Below are 16,466 nucleotides of genomic sequence, written 5' to 3' on the forward strand. Positions count from 1 at the left end.
AATTTTCTCTCCGCCCGATCGCTGTGCAACAGGCGGGGGTGGCCTCTATATCTGCTGCGGTGGCACTTCGCTGGGGCCGCGCCCCGGCTGGTCGATATCGCCGCCACCGGGGCTCCCGGGAATTTCGAGCGGCTGGCCGGCGGGGTCCTCCTGCGGGGTCGGCTGGACCGGATGTTCGGGCGGCGCCATCGGTTCGATCGTATCGGGCTTGGGCTTCGGCAGCGGGTCGGCCGCATGGACGTGCAGGCTGGCGCTATAGCTTGTCATCATTCGTCTCCTTAGCCGACCAACGTCCGGCACGCCCCGACGTTCCGGCTGCGTTGCGGGCCTTGCCCTCATCCGTCCGTCTGCTATAGCGCCGCGCGGCCCGCACGGGCGTGCGCGGCTTTTTCGCGCGTATTCGTGCATCCGGCCGAAGCTTCTCAAGCGGGCGTGGCGGAATTGGTAGACGCGCTGGTTTTAGGTACCAGTATCGCAAGATGTGGGGGTTCGAGTCCCTTCGCCCGCACCATCTTCGCGAGCAGAGGCACGGAAATGGGGAACGCCGTCGTCGAGACGGGGTTCGGATAGAGATTTTGAGCAAGGATAAGACCAAGGCAATGAAGACCGTCGAAACGCTGAACGAAGGCCTGAAGCGCGAATATCGCGTGACCATCACCGCCAAGGATATCGATGCCCGCGTCGATGACGAAGTGAAGAGCATTGCCCCGACGGTGCGCATGCCCGGCTTTCGCCCCGGCAAGGTGCCGGCGAACCTGATCCGCAAGATGCACGGCGCCGCACTGTCGGCCGACGCGCTGAACAAGGCGATCGAAGCCGGCGTTCGCGACCTGATGACCAGCGAAAAGCTGCGCCCCGCGCTGCAGCCCGCGGTCACGCTCGACGAGGGGTATGAGACCGGCAAGGACGCCGAGATCACCGTCGCGCTCGAAGTGCTGCCGGTCATCGAGACCCCGTCGATCGACGGGCTGAAGCTCGAGCGCCTGACGGTGCCCGCGGATGATGCCGCGGTCATGGCCAAGATCGAGGAATTCGCCACCCAGATGAAGCGCTTCGAAGAGGCGCCGAAGACCAAGAAAGCCGCAACCGGCGACCAGGTCATCATCGACTTCGCAGGATCGGTCGACGGCGTCGCCTTCGACGGCGGCACCGGCGAGGACATGGCGGTCGAAATCGGTTCGGGTCAGCTCATCCCCGGCTTCGAAGACCAGCTGGTCGGCGTGAAGGTCGGCGACGACAAGATCGTCAAGGTGACCTTCCCCGCCGATTATCCGGTCGCGGACCTCAAGGGCGCCAACGCCGAATTCGCCGTCACGGTGAAGGAAGTGAAGGTTCCCGCCGCGTCGAAGATCGACGACGAGTTCGCCAAATCGCTGGGTCTCGAGAGCCTCGACAAGCTCAAGGAGATCATGAAGGACCAGGTCGAGCAGGAACTGAACGGCCTGACCCGCACCCATATGAAGCGCAAGCTGCTCGACCAGCTCGCCGCGAGCCATGACTTCGACGTGCCGCCGACGATGGTCGAGGCCGAATTCGGCCAGATCTGGCAGCAGCTCGAGCATGAAGCGAGCCACGAGGAAGACGTCGAGGCGGCGAAGGCCGAGCTCGAAAAGGACAAGGACGAATATCGTTCGATCGCCGTCCGCCGCGTCCGCCTCGGCCTGCTCCTCTCGGAAATCGGCCAGGCGCATGGCGTCCAGGTCAGCCAGCAGGAAATGCAGCGCCTGGTCAGCCAGGCGGCCCAGCAGTATCGCCCCGAAGACCGCCAGCGCTTCCTGGAATATGTGCAGCAGGACGCGCTCGCCGCGGCCCAGCTCCGCGCGCCGCTCTATGAGGACAAGGTCGTCGACTTCCTGTTCGAAAAGGCAGAGATCAGCGATCGCGAAGTGACCCGCGAAGAAATCGAAGCGGCGATCGAAGCCGACGACGATGGCGGCCACGTCCACGGCCCGGGCTGTGGTCACGACCATGATCACGACGCCAAGCCGGCCAAGAAGGCGGCGGCGAAAAAGCCCGCCGCCAAGAAGGACGCGGTGACCGAAGAAGCCGCTGCCGAGGCGCCGGCGAAGAAGGCTCCGGCGAAGAAGGCCGCTGCTCCGAAGGCTGAAGCCGAGGAAAAGCCGGCTGCCAAGAAGCCGGCCGCGAAGAAGGCACCGGCGAAGAAATAAGCTTCGCGCTTAGCGAATGGCAAAAGGCCGGGTGGAGCGATCCATCCGGCCTTTTTCTTTTTGGGCGGTGTTGAAGGGGCTGCCTGTCGGCGATCGGTCCTAAATCGTCGCCCCCGCGAAGGCGGGGGCCGTGAGCTGCTTGCTCAGGCATCGCTCCTTAAGCCGCCAGCGGCCCCCCGCCTTCGCGGGGGAGACGGGAAGTCAGAACGCCCGCGTCCAATATTGCAGTTCGTGCCGCTCTTCCCTGCCGCCGATCGTCTTCCAGTCGAATGATGCGGTGACGCCCGCCAGCGGCGCGTAGCCGCGGCGGTGCCAGAAGGTGTCGAGCGGGCGGTGATCGGCAGGGCGGGCAGGGTGATCCGCGGCGCGGATGACGCTGCAGAAGGCGGCGGCGGTGGCGCCGCACGTGCGGGCCTGCGCCTCGCGGTGGTCGAAGAAGGCGTGACCGATGCCCCGGCCGCGATAGGCGTCGAGCAGCACCGATTCGCCGAAATGGAAGGTGCGGGTGATGTCGAAGCCGGCGGCGGCGAGCGGCGAGCGCCAGGCGGTGTCCTGCGTCGCCAGCGGGGCCGCGGTGGCGGCGCCGACGATTTCGCTGCCGTCTCGCGCGACGACGATCACGGCGCCCGCAGCGGCCGCGAAATCGGCGAGATAGGCGGCTTCATAGGCGGGGTCGCCATCGTAGAGATAGGGGAAGTCGCGGAACACCGCGATGCGCAAACGCGCGAGCGCGGGCAGCACCTCGACGAGGGCGCCGCCCGTGACCGGCGCGACGGTGACCGTCATGCGCCGACCTGTTTCAGCCAGTCGGAGAGGTTATAATAGGTGGTGATGCGGTCGATCCGCCCCTCGGCATTCACCGACAGGAAGGCGCCGGCGGGCAGGCGGTAGGTCTGGCCCGTCGCTTCGGGCAGGCCGTCGTCGGTGGCGAGATAGGTGCCATTGACCATGAACTCGGCGGCGGCGCGCTCGCCCTCGGCAAAGATCAGCATGTCGGTGAGCCGTTCGCTGTAGCAGCGTGTCATATGCGCGTTGAAGTCGGCGAACAGCGCCTTGCCGTGGCGCGGTTCGCCCTGGTTGACGTCGTGGCGCAGATCGTCGGCGACGAGCGCCAGCATGGCGTCGGTGTCGCCCGCGTTGAAGGCGGCGTAATAAGCGGTGACGATGTCGCGGGTCGTGGTCATGGCTATTCGGTCCCAATTTCAAGCTCGTCATTGCGAACGAAGCGAAGCAATCCAGGGCGGTGCCACGCAAATCTGGATTGCCGCGTCCCCCGGATCAAGTCCGGGGTCCTCGCAATGACGACGATGGGTGAAGGGGCGGGTCAGATCACCGCCATATTATAGCAATGCCAGCTGAAGATCGCCGCGGCGCCGCGGTGGGGGCGCCAGGCTTCGGCGATCTCGCGGATCGCCTTTTCGCTCGGGCGGGTTTCGTGCTGCATGATGCGGCCGACCGCTTCCTGCACCGCGAGGTCGCCCGCGGGCCAGATGTCGGGGCGTCCTTCGGCGAAGAGCAGGTAGATTTCGGCCGACCAGCGCCCGATGCCCTTGACCTTGGTAAGCAAGGCGATCGCCTCCTCGTCGTCGGCGGGGAGCGCGTCGAATTGCAGCTCGCCGTCGAGGATCAGTTGCGCGAGGCTCTTGGCATAGCCCTGTTTCTGTCCCGACAGGCCGCAGGCGCGCAGCGCGTCATATTCGGCGGCCGCCATCACCTCGACCGGGCAACCCTCGCCGAACGCCGCCTCGAGCTTGTTCCAGATCGAGTTCGCGGCGGCGACGCTGACCTGCTGGCCGACGATCGTGCGCAGCAGGGTGGTGTAGCCGGGGGCGCGGATGCGCGGCTCGGGATAGCCGGCATGGCCGAGCGCGCGCGCGAATCCCGGCTCGATCCCGGCGAGCGCGTCGATTCCGGCGTTTAGCTGCTGCTGGGTCAGGCCCATGCCGATATTCTCCTTTTGTTCCGAGTTGTCTAACTAGCAGCGCTTGATTTGCCGCGCAACGCGCGACATAGCGCACTCGAATCGAACGATATGGGGATGCACATGGCCAAGCTGATTGTCGTGACGCGCGACGGGACCGAACATGAGATCGAAGGCGACACCGGCCTGACCGTGATGGAAAATATCCGCGACGCGGGGTTCGACGAACTGCTCGCGCTGTGCGGCGGTTGCTGCTCGTGCGCGACCTGCCACGTCCATGTCGAGACGGCGGTCGGCGAGATGCCCGCGATGAGCGAGGATGAAAACGACCTGCTCGATTCGACCACCGACCGTGACGATAGCTCGCGCCTGTCGTGCCAGCTGCCCTTTACCGAGGCGATGGACGGGCTGAAGGTGCGAATCGCGGCGGAAGACTGACTTTCAATCATACCGCTCGTCATTGCGAGCGAAGCGAAGCAATCCAGGGCGGTTACCGCCTGCTCTGGATTGCCGCGTCGCTTCGCTCCTCGCAATGACGAGGTTTATCGGTGCTACGCTCCCGCCGTCGCGACCGCGTAGAGCGCGACCGCTGCGGCGTTCGAGATGTTCAGGCTTTCCATGCGCGGCGAGATCGGCAGTTTTGCCAGCACGTCGCAATGTTCCATGACATTGTGGCGCATGCCGTCGCCTTCGGAGCCGAGGACGAGCGCGACCTTGCTGCCGTCCAAGACCGACCCCAGCGTCGTGTCGGTGTCGCCCATCAGGCCGATGCGCCAATATTGCGCTTCGGCGATCTCCTCCAGCGCGCGCGACAGGTTGACGACGCGAATCCACGGCACGATTTCGAGCGCGCCCGACGCCGAGCGCGCGATGACGCCGCTTTCGGGCGGGCTGTGGCGGTCCTGCGTGACGATCGCTGCGGCATCGAAGGCGGCGGCCGAACGCAGCACCGCGCCGATATTATGCGGGTCGGTGACCTGGTCGAGGACGATGATCGGACGGCGGCTGTCCGAATCGATCTCTTCCTGCAGCAGGTCGCCAAGATAGATGCTCTCGAGCGGGTCGACCTCGATCACCAGCCCCTGGTGCGGCGCATCGCGCGCGACGAGTCGCGCAAGGTCGGTGACCTCGGCATAGCTGATTGGAATCACCGGCGGCAGGTCGAGCTGCCCCAGCGCTTCGCGGGTGCCCCAGATGCGCTTGACGGTGCGTTCGGGGTTGGCGAGCGCGGCGAGGACGGCGTGGCGGCCCCAGAAACGGATGGGCTGGCCGCGCGTGCTCGGGCCCTGCGTACGGCGATGACGGGAAAATTGTCTCATGGCCGCGCCTTTCCCATGACTGCCATTGACAGGCAAGCCTCGTTTCGCCATTGGGCCACTTCCCAAAGCGGACCCCATGGACAGGTGGCCGAGTGGTTAAAGGCAGCAGACTGTAAATCTGCCCGGGTTTCCGTACGCTGGTTCGAATCCAGCCCTGTCCACCATCCCCCTTCCGGGGGCGTCCGCTGAAATCCCTAGAAATCGCAGAAAACCTAGGTTATTATGCCCGCAGTATCCACCTGCGTCCGGCGTAATTTGCCTGCAGCCAGAGCACAGTGTGGGGGAAGTGTGGGGGAAGATTCGCTTTCCCCCACACATTGGTGCCCTCAAAGTGTGGGGGAAGAATGTGGGGGTAATCCCATGGGAAAACTCACGGCAGTCGCGGTCAAGGCCGCTTTGGCGAATCCCGGCACCTATCAGGACGGCGACGGTCTGTTTTTGAAGGTCGACAAGCGGGGTGGGGCGTCGTGGCTTCTGCGATTACAGCGCGACGGGAAGCGGCAGGACATCGGGCTTGGCAGTGCACGACTGATCACGCTCAAGGAGGTCCGCGAGAAGGCTAGCGAGCTTCGCAAGGCTATCAAGGTCGACCGACGCGACGTGCTCGCAGAACGAAAAGACGAGGCCGCGGCGAAGGTGACCTTCCGTGAGGCGGCGCTCCAGTATCACGCCGCGAATGAGGCAGGCTGGAAAAGCGAGGTTTACGCTCGTCAATGGCTGGCGGCTCTCGAGAACTATGCTTTCCCGAAACTGGGGGACGAACCGACAGGCGCGATCAGTGCAGCCGACATCATCGACGTTCTGACGCCGATCTGGCAGGAGATCCCGGAAACCGCGCGTCAGGTACGGAACCGAATCTGTACCGTCCTCGACTTCGCCCATGCCAAGGGCTGGCGCTCGCGCGAAGCGCCATCGGGCAACAGCAGCCTGAAGGCGGGGCGCGGACTACCGAGACAAGTGAAATCCCGCGAGAATCGGAAGGCGATGCCCTATGCAGCTCTGCCGGCCTTCATCACGGCGTTGCAGCGCAAGCCGTCCTACAGCCGGCTCGCGCTTGAACTGCTCATCCTGACCGGTGTGCGCAGTCAGGAGGTCCGGCTGGCGAGCTGGACCGAATTCGACCTGGGAGGGCGCCTGTGGACCGTCCCCGCCGATCATATGAAGCGCGGCAAGGCGCATCTGGTTCCGCTTTCCGACGCGGCGCTGGAGGTGCTGACCAAGGCACGCGCCTTCCGGCTTGTGGACACCGAAGTCGTGTTTCCGGGTTCGGCAGGCAAGCCGATGTCCGACATGACCTTGCTGAAGGTGCTACGCGATATGAGCGAGCCCTTCCACGTTCATGGCTTTCGATCGACCTTCACCGACTGGGCCGCAAATGAAGGCTTTGCCGATGCCGTCGTCGAGGCCGCGCTTGCGCACAAGACGCCCGATGCCGTGCAGGCTGCCTATCGCCGCACGACCTATCTCGGGACGCCGGATAGGCCGGGGGCGCGGGTCGAACTGATGGACGCTTGGGGTGCCTATTGCATTGGAAACGAGGGGAAGGATGCTCGCGAGCCGCCAACCGGTGCCGCGCCCGAATGATGCGGCAGCGCAGGCTCGCGCCGGCGGCCGGATAGAGTTTGTCGGCGCGGCCCAGCGAATCTGCTTGAAATCGTTCGGAGCGGAGCGGGGGGCACGCGGCTCGACACCCCAGAATGCCGCCTCGAACATTTCGTTGTCGGGAAAAATGTATTTGTTCTCGACTACCAGCGGCCGATAATATCTCCCGCGCGCGCGGCGGCACCGGCGCTCCGGGTTCGCGGCGCTCGGGTCAGGCGATGGCGGGCTCGCGCCTGATCCCGGCCGCGCGCAAATCGGCGATCGTCGGATAGCCGTTGACCGCCATCAGCAGATCGGCCTCGGCGAGAAGGCAGCGCAGCACATGCGCCGCGCCTTCCGCTCCACCGAGCGCGAGGCCATAGGCGAAAGGACGGCCGATGCCGACGGCACGGGCGCCGAGCGCCAGCGCCTTGGCGACGTCGCTTCCCGAACGCACACCGGAATCGAAGAGAACCGGCGTATCGCCGGCGGCGGCGACAACGCCCGGTAGCATGTCGATCGCCGCGATCCCGCCATTCGCCTGGCGTCCGCCGTGATTGGAGCAATAGATGGCGGCCGCCCCGGTATCGACCGCGCGCCGGGCGTCGTCGGGGTGACAGATGCCTTTGAGGACGATCGGCAACGAGGTGATCGAGCGAAACCACGCCATATCGTCCCATGTGAGCACCTTGCCGAACAACCGGCCCCAGAGCTGGATCGCTTCGGGCAGATTCTCCTCGACGGGTTTTCCGAGCAGCTTGCGAAAGACGGGATCGCTGAAGTAATTCTGCAGCACATGACCGCGCAGCTGCGGAAAATTGCCACTGTTGAGATCGCGCGGGCGCCAGCCGGTGAGCCAGGTGTCGAGCGTGACGACGATCGCGCGGTAGCCCGCCTGTTCGGCTCGCCGGACGAGGCTTTCCGCGAGATCCCTGTCCTTCGGCGTATAGAGCTGGAACAGGCCCGGTGTGTCGCCCATCGCCTCGGCAACGTCTTCGAGCGGGTCGTTGCCGAGGGTCGAGGCGACCATCGGAATGCCGGTCGCCGCAGCCGCGCGTGCGGCATGGAGGTCGCCATGCCCGTCTTGCGTGCACATGCCGGTGACGCCGATCGGCGCCATGAACAATGGTGTCGGCAGCGCGATACCGAAAAGGTCGATCGCAAGGTCGCGCGAGGACGTGTCGACCATCATCCGCGGCACGAGGCCCCATTGCCGGAAGGCGGCGGCGTTCCGGTTTTGCGTATGCTCGTCGCCGCATCCCCCCTGGACATAATTGCGCAGGCTTGCGGACATGGCGGCGACCGCGCGGGTTTCGAGCGTCGCGGCGTCGACGGGGATTTCAGGAAGAATGCCCTGGAGGCCGGCGCCGTAGATTTCGTTCTGATAGTCCCCGAATCCTGCCATCTCTCGTCTCCCAGCCTGTTGTCCGAAGCCGCCAGCCCACCGCGATCACCGGGCGGCGCTGCCGGATGCCTGCCGTGCATCACATAGCACTTGTCACGCGCCGATAATCATATAACAGTTGTTGTGTAAAATAATTTCGCTGCTGCAACCCGGGGTTGGCGCGCGGCGGTGGGCCCCGTTCCCTGTCTGTCGTCGCGATCCCCTCGAGCTGAAAGGCCCGCTTCATGTCTTCAATCGTCAATCGCCGCGATATTGATTTCCTTCTCTTCGAATGCCTCGATGCAGCGGCATTGCTCTCGACCGACCGCTTCCGCGATCTCGATCGCGATACCATCGCCAGCATATTCGACACGGCCCAGGCGATCGCCGAAGAGCAATATCTGCCACTCGCCGGCCCGCTCGATGCGAATGAGCCCCGCTTCGCTGGCGGCAAGGTCGAGATCATGCCCGAGGTCGGCGAGGCGCTCCGCGCTTACGCCGAGGCGGGCTTCTTCGCGGCGGGCGCCGGGCACGATATCGGCGGCATGCAATTGCCGCATGTCGTGACGATGGCGATCAACGGCATGTTTACCGCGGCGAATCTCGGCATCGCCAACTATTCCTTCCTCACGATTGCCAACGCCAATCTCCTCGCTGCCTTCGCGAGCGAAGAGCAAAAGGCGCTCTTTCTGCCGCCGATGCTCGAAGGGCGCTGGTTCGGTACGATGTGTCTCTCCGAGCCCCAGGCGGGCTCGTCGTTGTCGGACGTCAAGACGCGGGCCGACCCGCGGGGCGACGGCAGCTACAGCATCGCTGGCAACAAGATGTGGATATCGGGCGGCGATCACGACCTCGCCGAGAATATCGTCCACCTCGTGCTGGCGCGGATTCCCGGAGCGCCGCCGGGGGTCAAGGGCATCTCGCTCTTCATCGTGCCCAAATATCGCGTCGACGGGGACGGCGCGGTCGGAGAGCGCAACGGAATCGCGCTCGCGGGCCTCAATCACAAGATGGGGCATCGTGGCACAACAAACTGCCTCCTCAACTTCGGTGAGGAAGGCGAGAGTATAGGCTATCTGGTGGGCGAGGCGAACAAGGGCCTCTCCTACATGTTCCACATGATGAACGAAGCGCGGATCGGTGTCGGCCATGCGTCGGTGATGTCCGCGCTCGCCGGCTTTCTCTATTCGCTCGACTATGCACGCACGCGTGCGCAAGGCCGCACGCCGCAGGCGAAGTCGCCGACCGACCCGCAGGTCCCGATCATCGGGCATGCCGACGTCAAGCGGATGCTGATGGCGCAAAAGGCGGCGGTCGAGGGAGGGCTGGCGCTCTGCACCTATTGCGCGTTGCTTGTCGACCGTCAGAAGGCCAGCGAGGATCCGGCCGACGGGGCCGAACTCGGCTTGCTGCTCGACCTTCTGACGCCGATCGCCAAATCCTGGCCATCGGAACATTGTCTCGAAGCCAATAAATGGGCGATCCAGGTGCTCGGCGGTTATGGATATACCCGCGACTATCCGGTCGAGCGCTATTATCGCGACAACCGGCTCAATCATATCCACGAGGGCACGTTCGGAATCCAGGCGATCGACCTGCTCGGACGGAAGGTGCGAATGGAGGACGGACGGGCCTTGCGCCTCCTGCTCGGGCGGATGGCGGCAACGGTCGCCGAAGCCGCGGCAATCGAAATGCTTCGCGAGGAAGCGGCGGCGCTCGAAGCCGCGATGACCGCGCTCGACGAGACGACCCGCACCCTCGTTGCAAGCGCCGATCTCGACCGCAGCCTTGCCAATGCGACGACCTATCTCGATGCCTTCGGACATGTGGTCGTCGCTTGGCTCTGGCTCCGTCAGGCCGTGACGGCATCGGCGGCCCTGTCGGCTCAGCGCGAAGAAGCGGCCTTCTACGAGGGCAAGCTCGCCGCGTGCCGCTATTTCTTCCGGTACGAACTTCCGCTCGTCCATGCGCGGTTCGCCCTCGTTGCCGCGCTCGATCCGACCTGTATCGATCTGAAACCCGAGCATTTCACGGGCGATTGACGATCGGGAGGCAATATAGAAAACGATTGTTGTTTTAATTGACAGACAGTCGTAGACTGCTGCTCGCAAAGGACGGCGGAATGTGCGCGGTGGCGCACAGTCGGAGCAGGAAAGATGGAAAGCGCACTCAATTTCCTCGTGAAGATGTTGCCGTTCCTGTTCGGGATCGGCTTCCTCGCGCCCGTCATCGCCGAGGGCCTCGGCGTCGCGGGATTGTTCGAGCCTGGACACCGCCTCGCGATCGGTCTTGCTGTCGGGGGCGGGTGGGGGCTGCTGGCGTCGATTACGGGACGGTGGTTATGACGAGAATGACGAAAATGCCGACCGGCGATCTCTCTGCGCTGTCGAGCGCCGAGCTGCGGCGGCTCGAGCTGGAAATCGCGAAAAAGCACAGCGGCATGTTCCCGTGGGAAGTCGTCGTCTGGGCGTTCGGTAACATGCTGTGCTGGCTCGCGTTGTGGCCGCTCGTGATGCTCGATATCGTCCCGCTTTGGCTTGGCTTCATTGTCGCGAGCATCAATATCTCGCTCGTCTATCTGCCGACGCACGAAGCCCAGCATCACATCATCGGCCGTCCCGGAACGCGGTGGTTCTGGTTGAACGAAGCGGTGGGTCATCTCACGTCCTGGATGTTCGTCCATCCCTTCCAGATGCTGCGCGTGACGCACCTCGATCACCATCGCTATGCGAACAATCCCGACCTCGACCCCGACATCACCAATCATGCCGACGGAACGCTATCGGCGCTCTGGGAATCGATCCGCGGCCGTCAGCCGGGCTCGAAACGCGCCGAGGATTATATGAAGTGCCTGACGCGCGCGAAGCGCGACGATCTCGCGATCCTGACACTGGTCTATCAGCTGGCCTTCCTCGCGATCCTGGCCGGACTCGCCTGGTCGGGACATGCGCTCGAAGCCTTTTTCCTCTGGTGGCTGCCCTTTCACATCGCGCTTACCTATGTGAATTTCTTCTTGTCCTATGCGCCGCATAATCCGGGAATGAGCGAAGGGCGCTACCGCGACACGCGGAACTGGCGGTCGAAGGTCGGCAATATCGGATCGATGGGGATGCAGTTCCACATCGTCCATCATCTCCATCCCTACATCCCGCTGACGCGGACGCCGGCGGCGTATCACGACATGCGGCCGATCCTCGTCGCGCGCGGATGCAAGCTCGAGATGTAGCGCGTTTCGCCGTCAGGGGCGGAGAGTTTCGAAATAATGGAGGATCACGGCATTCTGCCTCGCGGAACCGAAGGTGTCGGGACTGACAGTGCCATGGACGCCCGCGCCTTCGAACAGGCACAGCAGTGTATCGGCCGCCAGTTGCGGGTCGATATCGCTCCTGATCTGGCCTCTCGCCGCCATCCCCCCGAGCGCCGCTGCCCAGGTCTTCCGCCAACGCTCGAAATCGGCGGCGTAGCGCGCGGCTTTGCCCGGTTGGGGGAAGAGATAGGCGAGGAAGGCGAAAAAGACCTTCCAGCTGTCGAGGCTCTCGTCGTCCTGTGGCAACGTTGTCGTGAGCGCGTCGATTAGATCGTCGACCTCGGCATCCGGGGGAAAGCGTCCGTCATATTTGCCGTGGCGTGTCGCGTGCAGGACAAGGTCGAGAATTTCTTCCTTGTTCTTGAAGTGGTGCGTCAACACCCCGGTCGTCGTGCCGAGCTCGCGTGCGATCGCGCGCATCGACGCCTTTTTGAACCCTTCGCGCGCGATCAGGCGGCGCGTCGCGCGCACCGTTTCGTGACGGCGTTCTTCGCCGAGCGAGGAACCGCTTTCGCCGGGGGTGCGGCTTTGGGGGCGGCCGCGCTTGCGAACCGTTGCAGTCGTCGCTGCATCGGGCGCCGGTGAGGCGGGCATCAGGCTTTGCGCGACGCGGTGGCGAGCGATGCCAGCGCCTGCGCCGCGGACCGGCGACCCGACCGGATGGCGCCGTCCATCGCGCTGGCGAAGCGCTCCGCCATATCGGTCCCGGACCAGAGAATGCGGCCCATCGGCTCGCGCATCACGCCGCCCCACCGGCTGAGGAAGCCCGGCGGATAGGGCGAGGTGCACGAGAGGCTCCAGGGATCGATGCTTCCCCAATCGACCTCATGATATTGCAGCGGCGCGCGTGCCGCATCGCCATAGGCCCGCGCGAAGGTCGCGACGATCGCGGCTTTCGCCAGTTCGGGTTCGGCCGGCAGCGCGCCTTCTCGGATGAAGCCGGTGAGGATGCCGAGCGAGGCGTCGGGCGGTGAATTGTCGGCGGACCAGAGCAGCGGTCCGCCGATCTCGAGCACCTGGCCGTTGAATCCGGCATCGCGCCAGAAGGGGCGGGCATAGACGAGCGCCATCTTGCGCATCTTGGCATTGGTCGGCCAGGCCTTCTGGAGGGCGGCGCGGTCGGCGGGGAGCGCCGGAACGAATTCGATACGGCGCGCCAGCGACTGGCTCATCGTGAAGATGACCCTTTTTGCGCGTACGATACCGGTCGCGCTGTGGAGCTCCACGATCTCCCGGTCCCAGCCGGCGATTCTCGTCACCGGCGAGCCGAGGCGAACCCGGTCTTTCAACGCCTCGGCCATCCTGGCGCAAAGCGCCCACGAACCGCCGACGATGCGCTTTTCCTGCATGCCGCCTTGCATGGACTCGACCTTCTTGAGGCTGCAGTCCGACGCGTTGATCAGCGTGAGATAGTGAAGCAGGCTAAGCTTCTCGGGCGGTGCGCCGTAGGTCAGCATCGCCGACAGCGAAAAGTTGACCCGCTCCTCGTCGCTTGCGGATTGGGCGGTGAGCCAGTCGGCGAGCGACAGGCGATCCCATTCGGCCGCATGCGGGGAAGTCCATGGTGCGGCGCTCGGAACGTCGCGGGCCATGGCGTTAATCCTGTCGACAATCGGGCTGTCGCGGACGATGCCGCCCTCGGCTTCGCCTGCCGTCACCATCTGTCCGCCGACGAAATAGACCGGCTTCCCCTTGTGATAGCTGTCGAAGGTGGGGATGCCGAGTTCGGCGGCGAGATTGTAAATCTCGTCCTGCCCGGGCCCGATCCACTGGCCGCCGCCCTCGGTAATCGCTCCGCCGCCGAGATCGATGTTGACCGTGCGACCTCCGACGCGATCACGCGCTTCGAGAACCAGAAAGGAGTCGCACCCCGCGCGAGCCAGTTCGCGCGCCGCCGTGAGCCCGGCAAGGCCCGCGCCGATGATCGCAACGTCGATGATGCCGCCGTCACCCGGAGTCGCCGCGCTCGCATCCCGGGTAACGCCGAGGCTGCCGGCGAGGGCGCCAAGGCCGATAGCGCCAAGGAGCGACCGTCTCTTCACCCCGTCGCCTTCGCTATCATTCATGCTGAATCTCCCCGCACCACAAATTATGATGACATTAGTTTTGTAAATGTGAAGCGGCTGCGTGGCAAGCGCTGAATAGGCCGGCGCCGCAGCGACTTGTCCCGCGCGCCAGGCATGGATTTCATGGCGGTCTGTTGCCGCGGTTCGGGCAGAATCGACGATTTCGCTCTCGCAGAGCCGCCGAACAGGAAGCCGGGATCATGGATGCGGTCGCCGCGCGAATTGCCTTGGCGGACGACAGATCTTGTCCGTACGGCGCGGCGCCTCGGCTACCGGGATCCGGGAAGCGGCCGAAGCATATCGAGGATTGAGTCGATCAGCGCGTCGACCCGCTCGGGGGCGAAGCGTTCGGGCTCGATGGGCAGCATGATTGTCCAGCCGTCGGCGATCGAGCCAAGATGGTCCGCGAGGAGTTCGGCCGCGATATCCGAACGGACGACCCCGATGCCTTGCAATCTGGCGAGCGTGGCGGCGAACCGGTTGCGGTACTTCGCATAGCGGTCTTGATAGATGGCCGCGAAAGCGGGCTCGTGGCGGGCCCTTGCGAGAAGTTGGAAACCGGCGAGCCAGCCCTCCGAGTTCGAATTGAGCTCGAGCCATCGCTTGAACAGCCTTCTTATACCTTCGAGGCTGTCACCGAGTTCGAGCGTCGTATCGAAACCGTCGAACATATGTTCGATGATCGCAACGACCATCGCCTCCTTGTCCGTGAAATAATAGCTGATCGCTCCCGTAGTATGGCCAGCTTCCTTTGCGACCTTGCGCAGCGATGCACCGGAAAAGCCCACGTCGGCGATCACTCGAATTCCCGCGCGCAGCAATTCTTTCCGCTTCGCTTCGCGGTCGCCGACCGGGCGGCCTCGCCGCAGGGGACGGTTATCTGACCGTGAATGGTCTTTATCTTCGGCCAGGCGGTTGCACGCGTTGCTTCTTTCCATAGCCTCACGCTAGCGATTCTCGCCGCTTATGCAATTAAAGTATCGGCTGTTGTCATATCCGCTTCGTGGCGATCGACCGACTCTTTGGTGCTTTTCGAAGCAGCCGTCCGGCGGCGACATAGCCACCAATCCCCCACCCGGCGGACGATGCGCCGGGCCCGGTCCGGCGGCAGGCCGAGGGTTCCTTGAAGCAGGGGCAGGGCTTGCCAAATTTTATAATGACAAGTGTTTCGTAAAAGATCATAGGACGGGAGGCGGTCGGATTCCGCATCGCGCCGGTGCGCGATGTTGGAACGGGTCGCGCTAGCCGGACGAAATCGTCCGGGCAGAGGAGGAAAAGGCAATGGCGCATTTGGCAGGGTCCTCGGCGCGCGAACGAGCGGAAGCCGCCATCGCGAAATTTCGCCCGATCGGCGGCTGGGTCGATCCGCCTGCCGATCGCCAGCCCGCGCTCGCGGGTGATGCCGACGCTGACGTCATCGTGGTCGGCGGCGGGTTTGCCGGTCTTTCCTCGGCCCTCGAACTGCGCGCGATGGGCGCGCGCGTGATCCTGCTCGAACGCGACTTTTGCGGTTTCGGCGCCAGCGGTCGCAACGCTGGCTATCTGGCGGGTGGAGGCGGTGTCAAATTCGGTCTCTTTCTTCATCGACTGGGCGAGGAGCGAGCGAGGGATATCGTCCGATTTTATGAAGAGGGGGTCCGCTACGTCGAAGGCAAGCTCGACGAATATGCGATCGACTGCGACTATCTGCGGACCGGGCTGATCCGGGCCGCGATCCATCCGTCGCAGGAAAAGGGCTTGCGCGAGAAGATGGAACTCAGCGCCAAGTTCGGCGCACCGGCGACCTTCCTGAGCTCTGCGGACATGCGCGCGCGCGGTATCCCGCCGGCCTTCATTTGCGGCGTCCATTCATCGACCGGGGGGACGCTCCACCCCGGCAAATATGTCCTGGGGCTGCGCCGTGCCGCGATCGACGCGGGCGTCCGGATATATGAGGACAGCGCGCTCCTATCCTATGACGAAGGGCAGACGATCCGTTGCCAGACGGCGAACGGCGTCGCCCGCGCTCCCTTTCTCATCCTCGCAACCAATGCCTACACGCCCGGACTCGGCCTGCTGCGGAATCTCGTCAGCCCGATCCGCGTGTCGGCGATCGAGACGGAACCGCTCTCGCCTGGCCAGCTTGAAAAGCTCGGATGGCAAGGACGCGAGGGCATCGTCACGCCGCACGTGACGATGGAAAGCCATCGCCTGACGGTCGATAACCGGCTCGTCGTCACGACCACGCGGGTCGATTATGTCTATGGGATGCAGACTCCCAACACGCCTGACGCCGCCGCCTATCGAGCGCTCGTCCGGACGATGCACGAGCGATTTCCGACGCTCGGCGACATCCCGCTGAATGCCTGCTGGAGCGGCTATATGAGCCTGGCATCGGACGCGGTCCCGGTGGTCGGCCGGACAGGGCGGCACCAGAATATTCTCTACGCCTCGGGCTGCAACGGGCATGGCGTCGGAACGCATTCGCTGGTGGGCCGCCTGCTCGCGAGCCGGGTCGGAGGCGTGGAAGATCCGCTGCTCGCCGCTCTGGATCACACAACGCCGCGTGTCCCGCCGGAGCCCGCCCGCTGGATCGGAATGCAATTCGCGCTCCGGAGCGCGGATCTGCTCGACGCGCATGTCAATCGCAAGGCTCGCAAGTTGAATGCGCGAGGCTCCCGCGCAAGACCCTGAGATGCCGAAGTCGGAGCCCGCCGGAACGGGGGCCGTGCGCCCCGCTG

Annotated in this window: 16 protein-coding genes and 2 tRNA genes; 9 read left to right on the forward strand and 9 right to left on the reverse strand. The window is 64.6% G+C overall.

The window, feature by feature from the left end:
* Window positions 1-45: 45 nt before the first annotated feature.
* Window positions 46-267, reverse strand: coding sequence for a hypothetical protein (locus AC07U1_RS17740; RefSeq protein WP_056352064.1), 222 nt, complete (start codon window positions 265-267; stop codon window positions 46-48).
* A gap of 159 nt (window positions 268-426) precedes the next feature.
* Here AC07U1_RS17740 and AC07U1_RS17745 point away from each other — a divergent pair.
* A tRNA-Leu gene (locus tag AC07U1_RS17745) sits at window positions 427-511 on the forward strand.
* 88 nt (window positions 512-599) lie between these two features.
* Window positions 600-2,168 carry a trigger factor gene (tig, locus tag AC07U1_RS17750; RefSeq protein WP_495178108.1) on the forward strand — a complete coding sequence of 523 codons (1,569 nt, stop codon included), beginning with the start codon at window positions 600-602 and terminating at the stop codon, window positions 2,166-2,168.
* Window positions 2,169-2,369: 201 nt separating this feature from the next.
* On the opposite strand, the gene AC07U1_RS17755 is transcribed toward tig, so the two are convergent.
* The 3 genes from AC07U1_RS17755 to AC07U1_RS17765 form a co-directional block, all read right to left on the reverse strand.
* Complete coding sequence (locus tag AC07U1_RS17755) at window positions 2,370-2,954, reverse strand: GNAT family N-acetyltransferase (RefSeq protein WP_495178107.1); 585 nt, start codon at window positions 2,952-2,954, stop codon at window positions 2,370-2,372.
* Window positions 2,951-3,352 (reverse strand): ketosteroid isomerase-related protein, encoded by a 402-nt coding sequence (locus AC07U1_RS17760; RefSeq protein WP_187140457.1) that lies wholly within the window; start codon window positions 3,350-3,352, stop codon window positions 2,951-2,953. The genes AC07U1_RS17755 and AC07U1_RS17760 overlap by 4 nt, the downstream gene beginning before the upstream one ends.
* Before the next feature lie 140 nt (window positions 3,353-3,492).
* Complete coding sequence (locus tag AC07U1_RS17765; protein WP_495178106.1) at window positions 3,493-4,110, reverse strand: DNA-3-methyladenine glycosylase family protein; 618 nt, start codon at window positions 4,108-4,110, stop codon at window positions 3,493-3,495.
* A gap of 102 nt (window positions 4,111-4,212) precedes the next feature.
* Between AC07U1_RS17765 and AC07U1_RS17770 the strand changes: the two genes are divergently transcribed.
* A complete protein-coding gene (locus tag AC07U1_RS17770; protein WP_056352068.1) occupies window positions 4,213-4,527 on the forward strand; it encodes a 2Fe-2S iron-sulfur cluster-binding protein in 315 nt (104 codons plus the stop codon).
* Between the two features lie 113 nt (window positions 4,528-4,640).
* Here AC07U1_RS17770 and rlmB read toward each other — a convergent pair whose 3' ends face one another.
* Window positions 4,641-5,408: a 23S rRNA (guanosine(2251)-2'-O)-methyltransferase RlmB gene (gene rlmB / locus AC07U1_RS17775; protein WP_056349858.1), complete on the reverse strand. Its 768-nt coding sequence runs from the start codon at window positions 5,406-5,408 to the stop codon at window positions 4,641-4,643.
* A gap of 78 nt (window positions 5,409-5,486) precedes the next feature.
* On the opposite strand from rlmB, the gene AC07U1_RS17780 reads away from it, so the two are divergent.
* Together AC07U1_RS17780 and AC07U1_RS17785 are read left to right on the forward strand one after the other, a co-directional pair.
* Window positions 5,487-5,572, forward strand: a tRNA-Tyr gene (locus AC07U1_RS17780).
* Between the two features lie 196 nt (window positions 5,573-5,768).
* Window positions 5,769-6,992: a tyrosine-type recombinase/integrase gene (locus AC07U1_RS17785; RefSeq protein WP_495178105.1), complete on the forward strand. Its 1,224-nt coding sequence runs from the start codon at window positions 5,769-5,771 to the stop codon at window positions 6,990-6,992.
* Window positions 6,993-7,221: 229 nt separating this feature from the next.
* Here AC07U1_RS17785 and AC07U1_RS17790 read toward each other — a convergent pair whose 3' ends face one another.
* The gene (locus tag AC07U1_RS17790) at window positions 7,222-8,394 is read right to left on the reverse strand and encodes an alpha-hydroxy-acid oxidizing protein (RefSeq protein ID WP_495178104.1); all 1,173 of its coding nucleotides are present in this window, start codon (window positions 8,392-8,394) and stop codon (window positions 7,222-7,224) included.
* Between the two features lie 224 nt (window positions 8,395-8,618).
* Here AC07U1_RS17790 and AC07U1_RS17795 point away from each other — a divergent pair, with 224 nt between their 5' ends.
* The 3 genes from AC07U1_RS17795 (at window position 8,619) to AC07U1_RS17805 (ending at window position 11,599) form a co-directional block, all read left to right on the forward strand.
* Window positions 8,619-10,415, forward strand: a complete 1,797-nt coding sequence (locus AC07U1_RS17795) for an acyl-CoA dehydrogenase (protein ID WP_495178103.1) — start codon at window positions 8,619-8,621, stop codon at window positions 10,413-10,415.
* Between the two features lie 114 nt (window positions 10,416-10,529).
* A complete protein-coding gene (locus AC07U1_RS17800) occupies window positions 10,530-10,718 on the forward strand; it encodes a hypothetical protein (protein ID WP_495178102.1) in 189 nt (62 codons plus the stop codon).
* Window positions 10,719-10,723: 5 nt separating this feature from the next.
* Window positions 10,724-11,599, forward strand: coding sequence for a fatty acid desaturase (locus AC07U1_RS17805; RefSeq protein WP_495197761.1), 876 nt, complete (start codon window positions 10,724-10,726; stop codon window positions 11,597-11,599).
* 12 nt (window positions 11,600-11,611) lie between these two features.
* Here AC07U1_RS17805 and AC07U1_RS17810 read toward each other — a convergent pair whose 3' ends face one another.
* From AC07U1_RS17810 to AC07U1_RS17820, 3 genes are all read right to left on the reverse strand, one after another.
* Window positions 11,612-12,274, reverse strand: a complete 663-nt coding sequence (locus AC07U1_RS17810; RefSeq protein ID WP_495178100.1) for a TetR/AcrR family transcriptional regulator — start codon at window positions 12,272-12,274, stop codon at window positions 11,612-11,614.
* Complete coding sequence (locus tag AC07U1_RS17815) at window positions 12,274-13,746, reverse strand: flavin monoamine oxidase family protein (RefSeq protein WP_495178099.1); 1,473 nt, start codon at window positions 13,744-13,746, stop codon at window positions 12,274-12,276. Before AC07U1_RS17815 ends, AC07U1_RS17810 begins: the two co-directional genes overlap by 1 nt.
* A gap of 269 nt (window positions 13,747-14,015) precedes the next feature.
* The gene (locus AC07U1_RS17820; RefSeq protein ID WP_495178098.1) at window positions 14,016-14,684 is read right to left on the reverse strand and encodes a TetR/AcrR family transcriptional regulator; all 669 of its coding nucleotides are present in this window, start codon (window positions 14,682-14,684) and stop codon (window positions 14,016-14,018) included.
* A gap of 343 nt (window positions 14,685-15,027) precedes the next feature.
* Between AC07U1_RS17820 and AC07U1_RS17825 the strand changes: the two genes are divergently transcribed.
* Complete coding sequence (locus AC07U1_RS17825; RefSeq protein WP_495178097.1) at window positions 15,028-16,419, forward strand: NAD(P)/FAD-dependent oxidoreductase; 1,392 nt, start codon at window positions 15,028-15,030, stop codon at window positions 16,417-16,419.
* Window positions 16,420-16,466: the final 47 nt, after the last annotated feature.

The organism is Sphingopyxis sp. GW821-FHT02C12 (genome assembly GCF_059421785.1).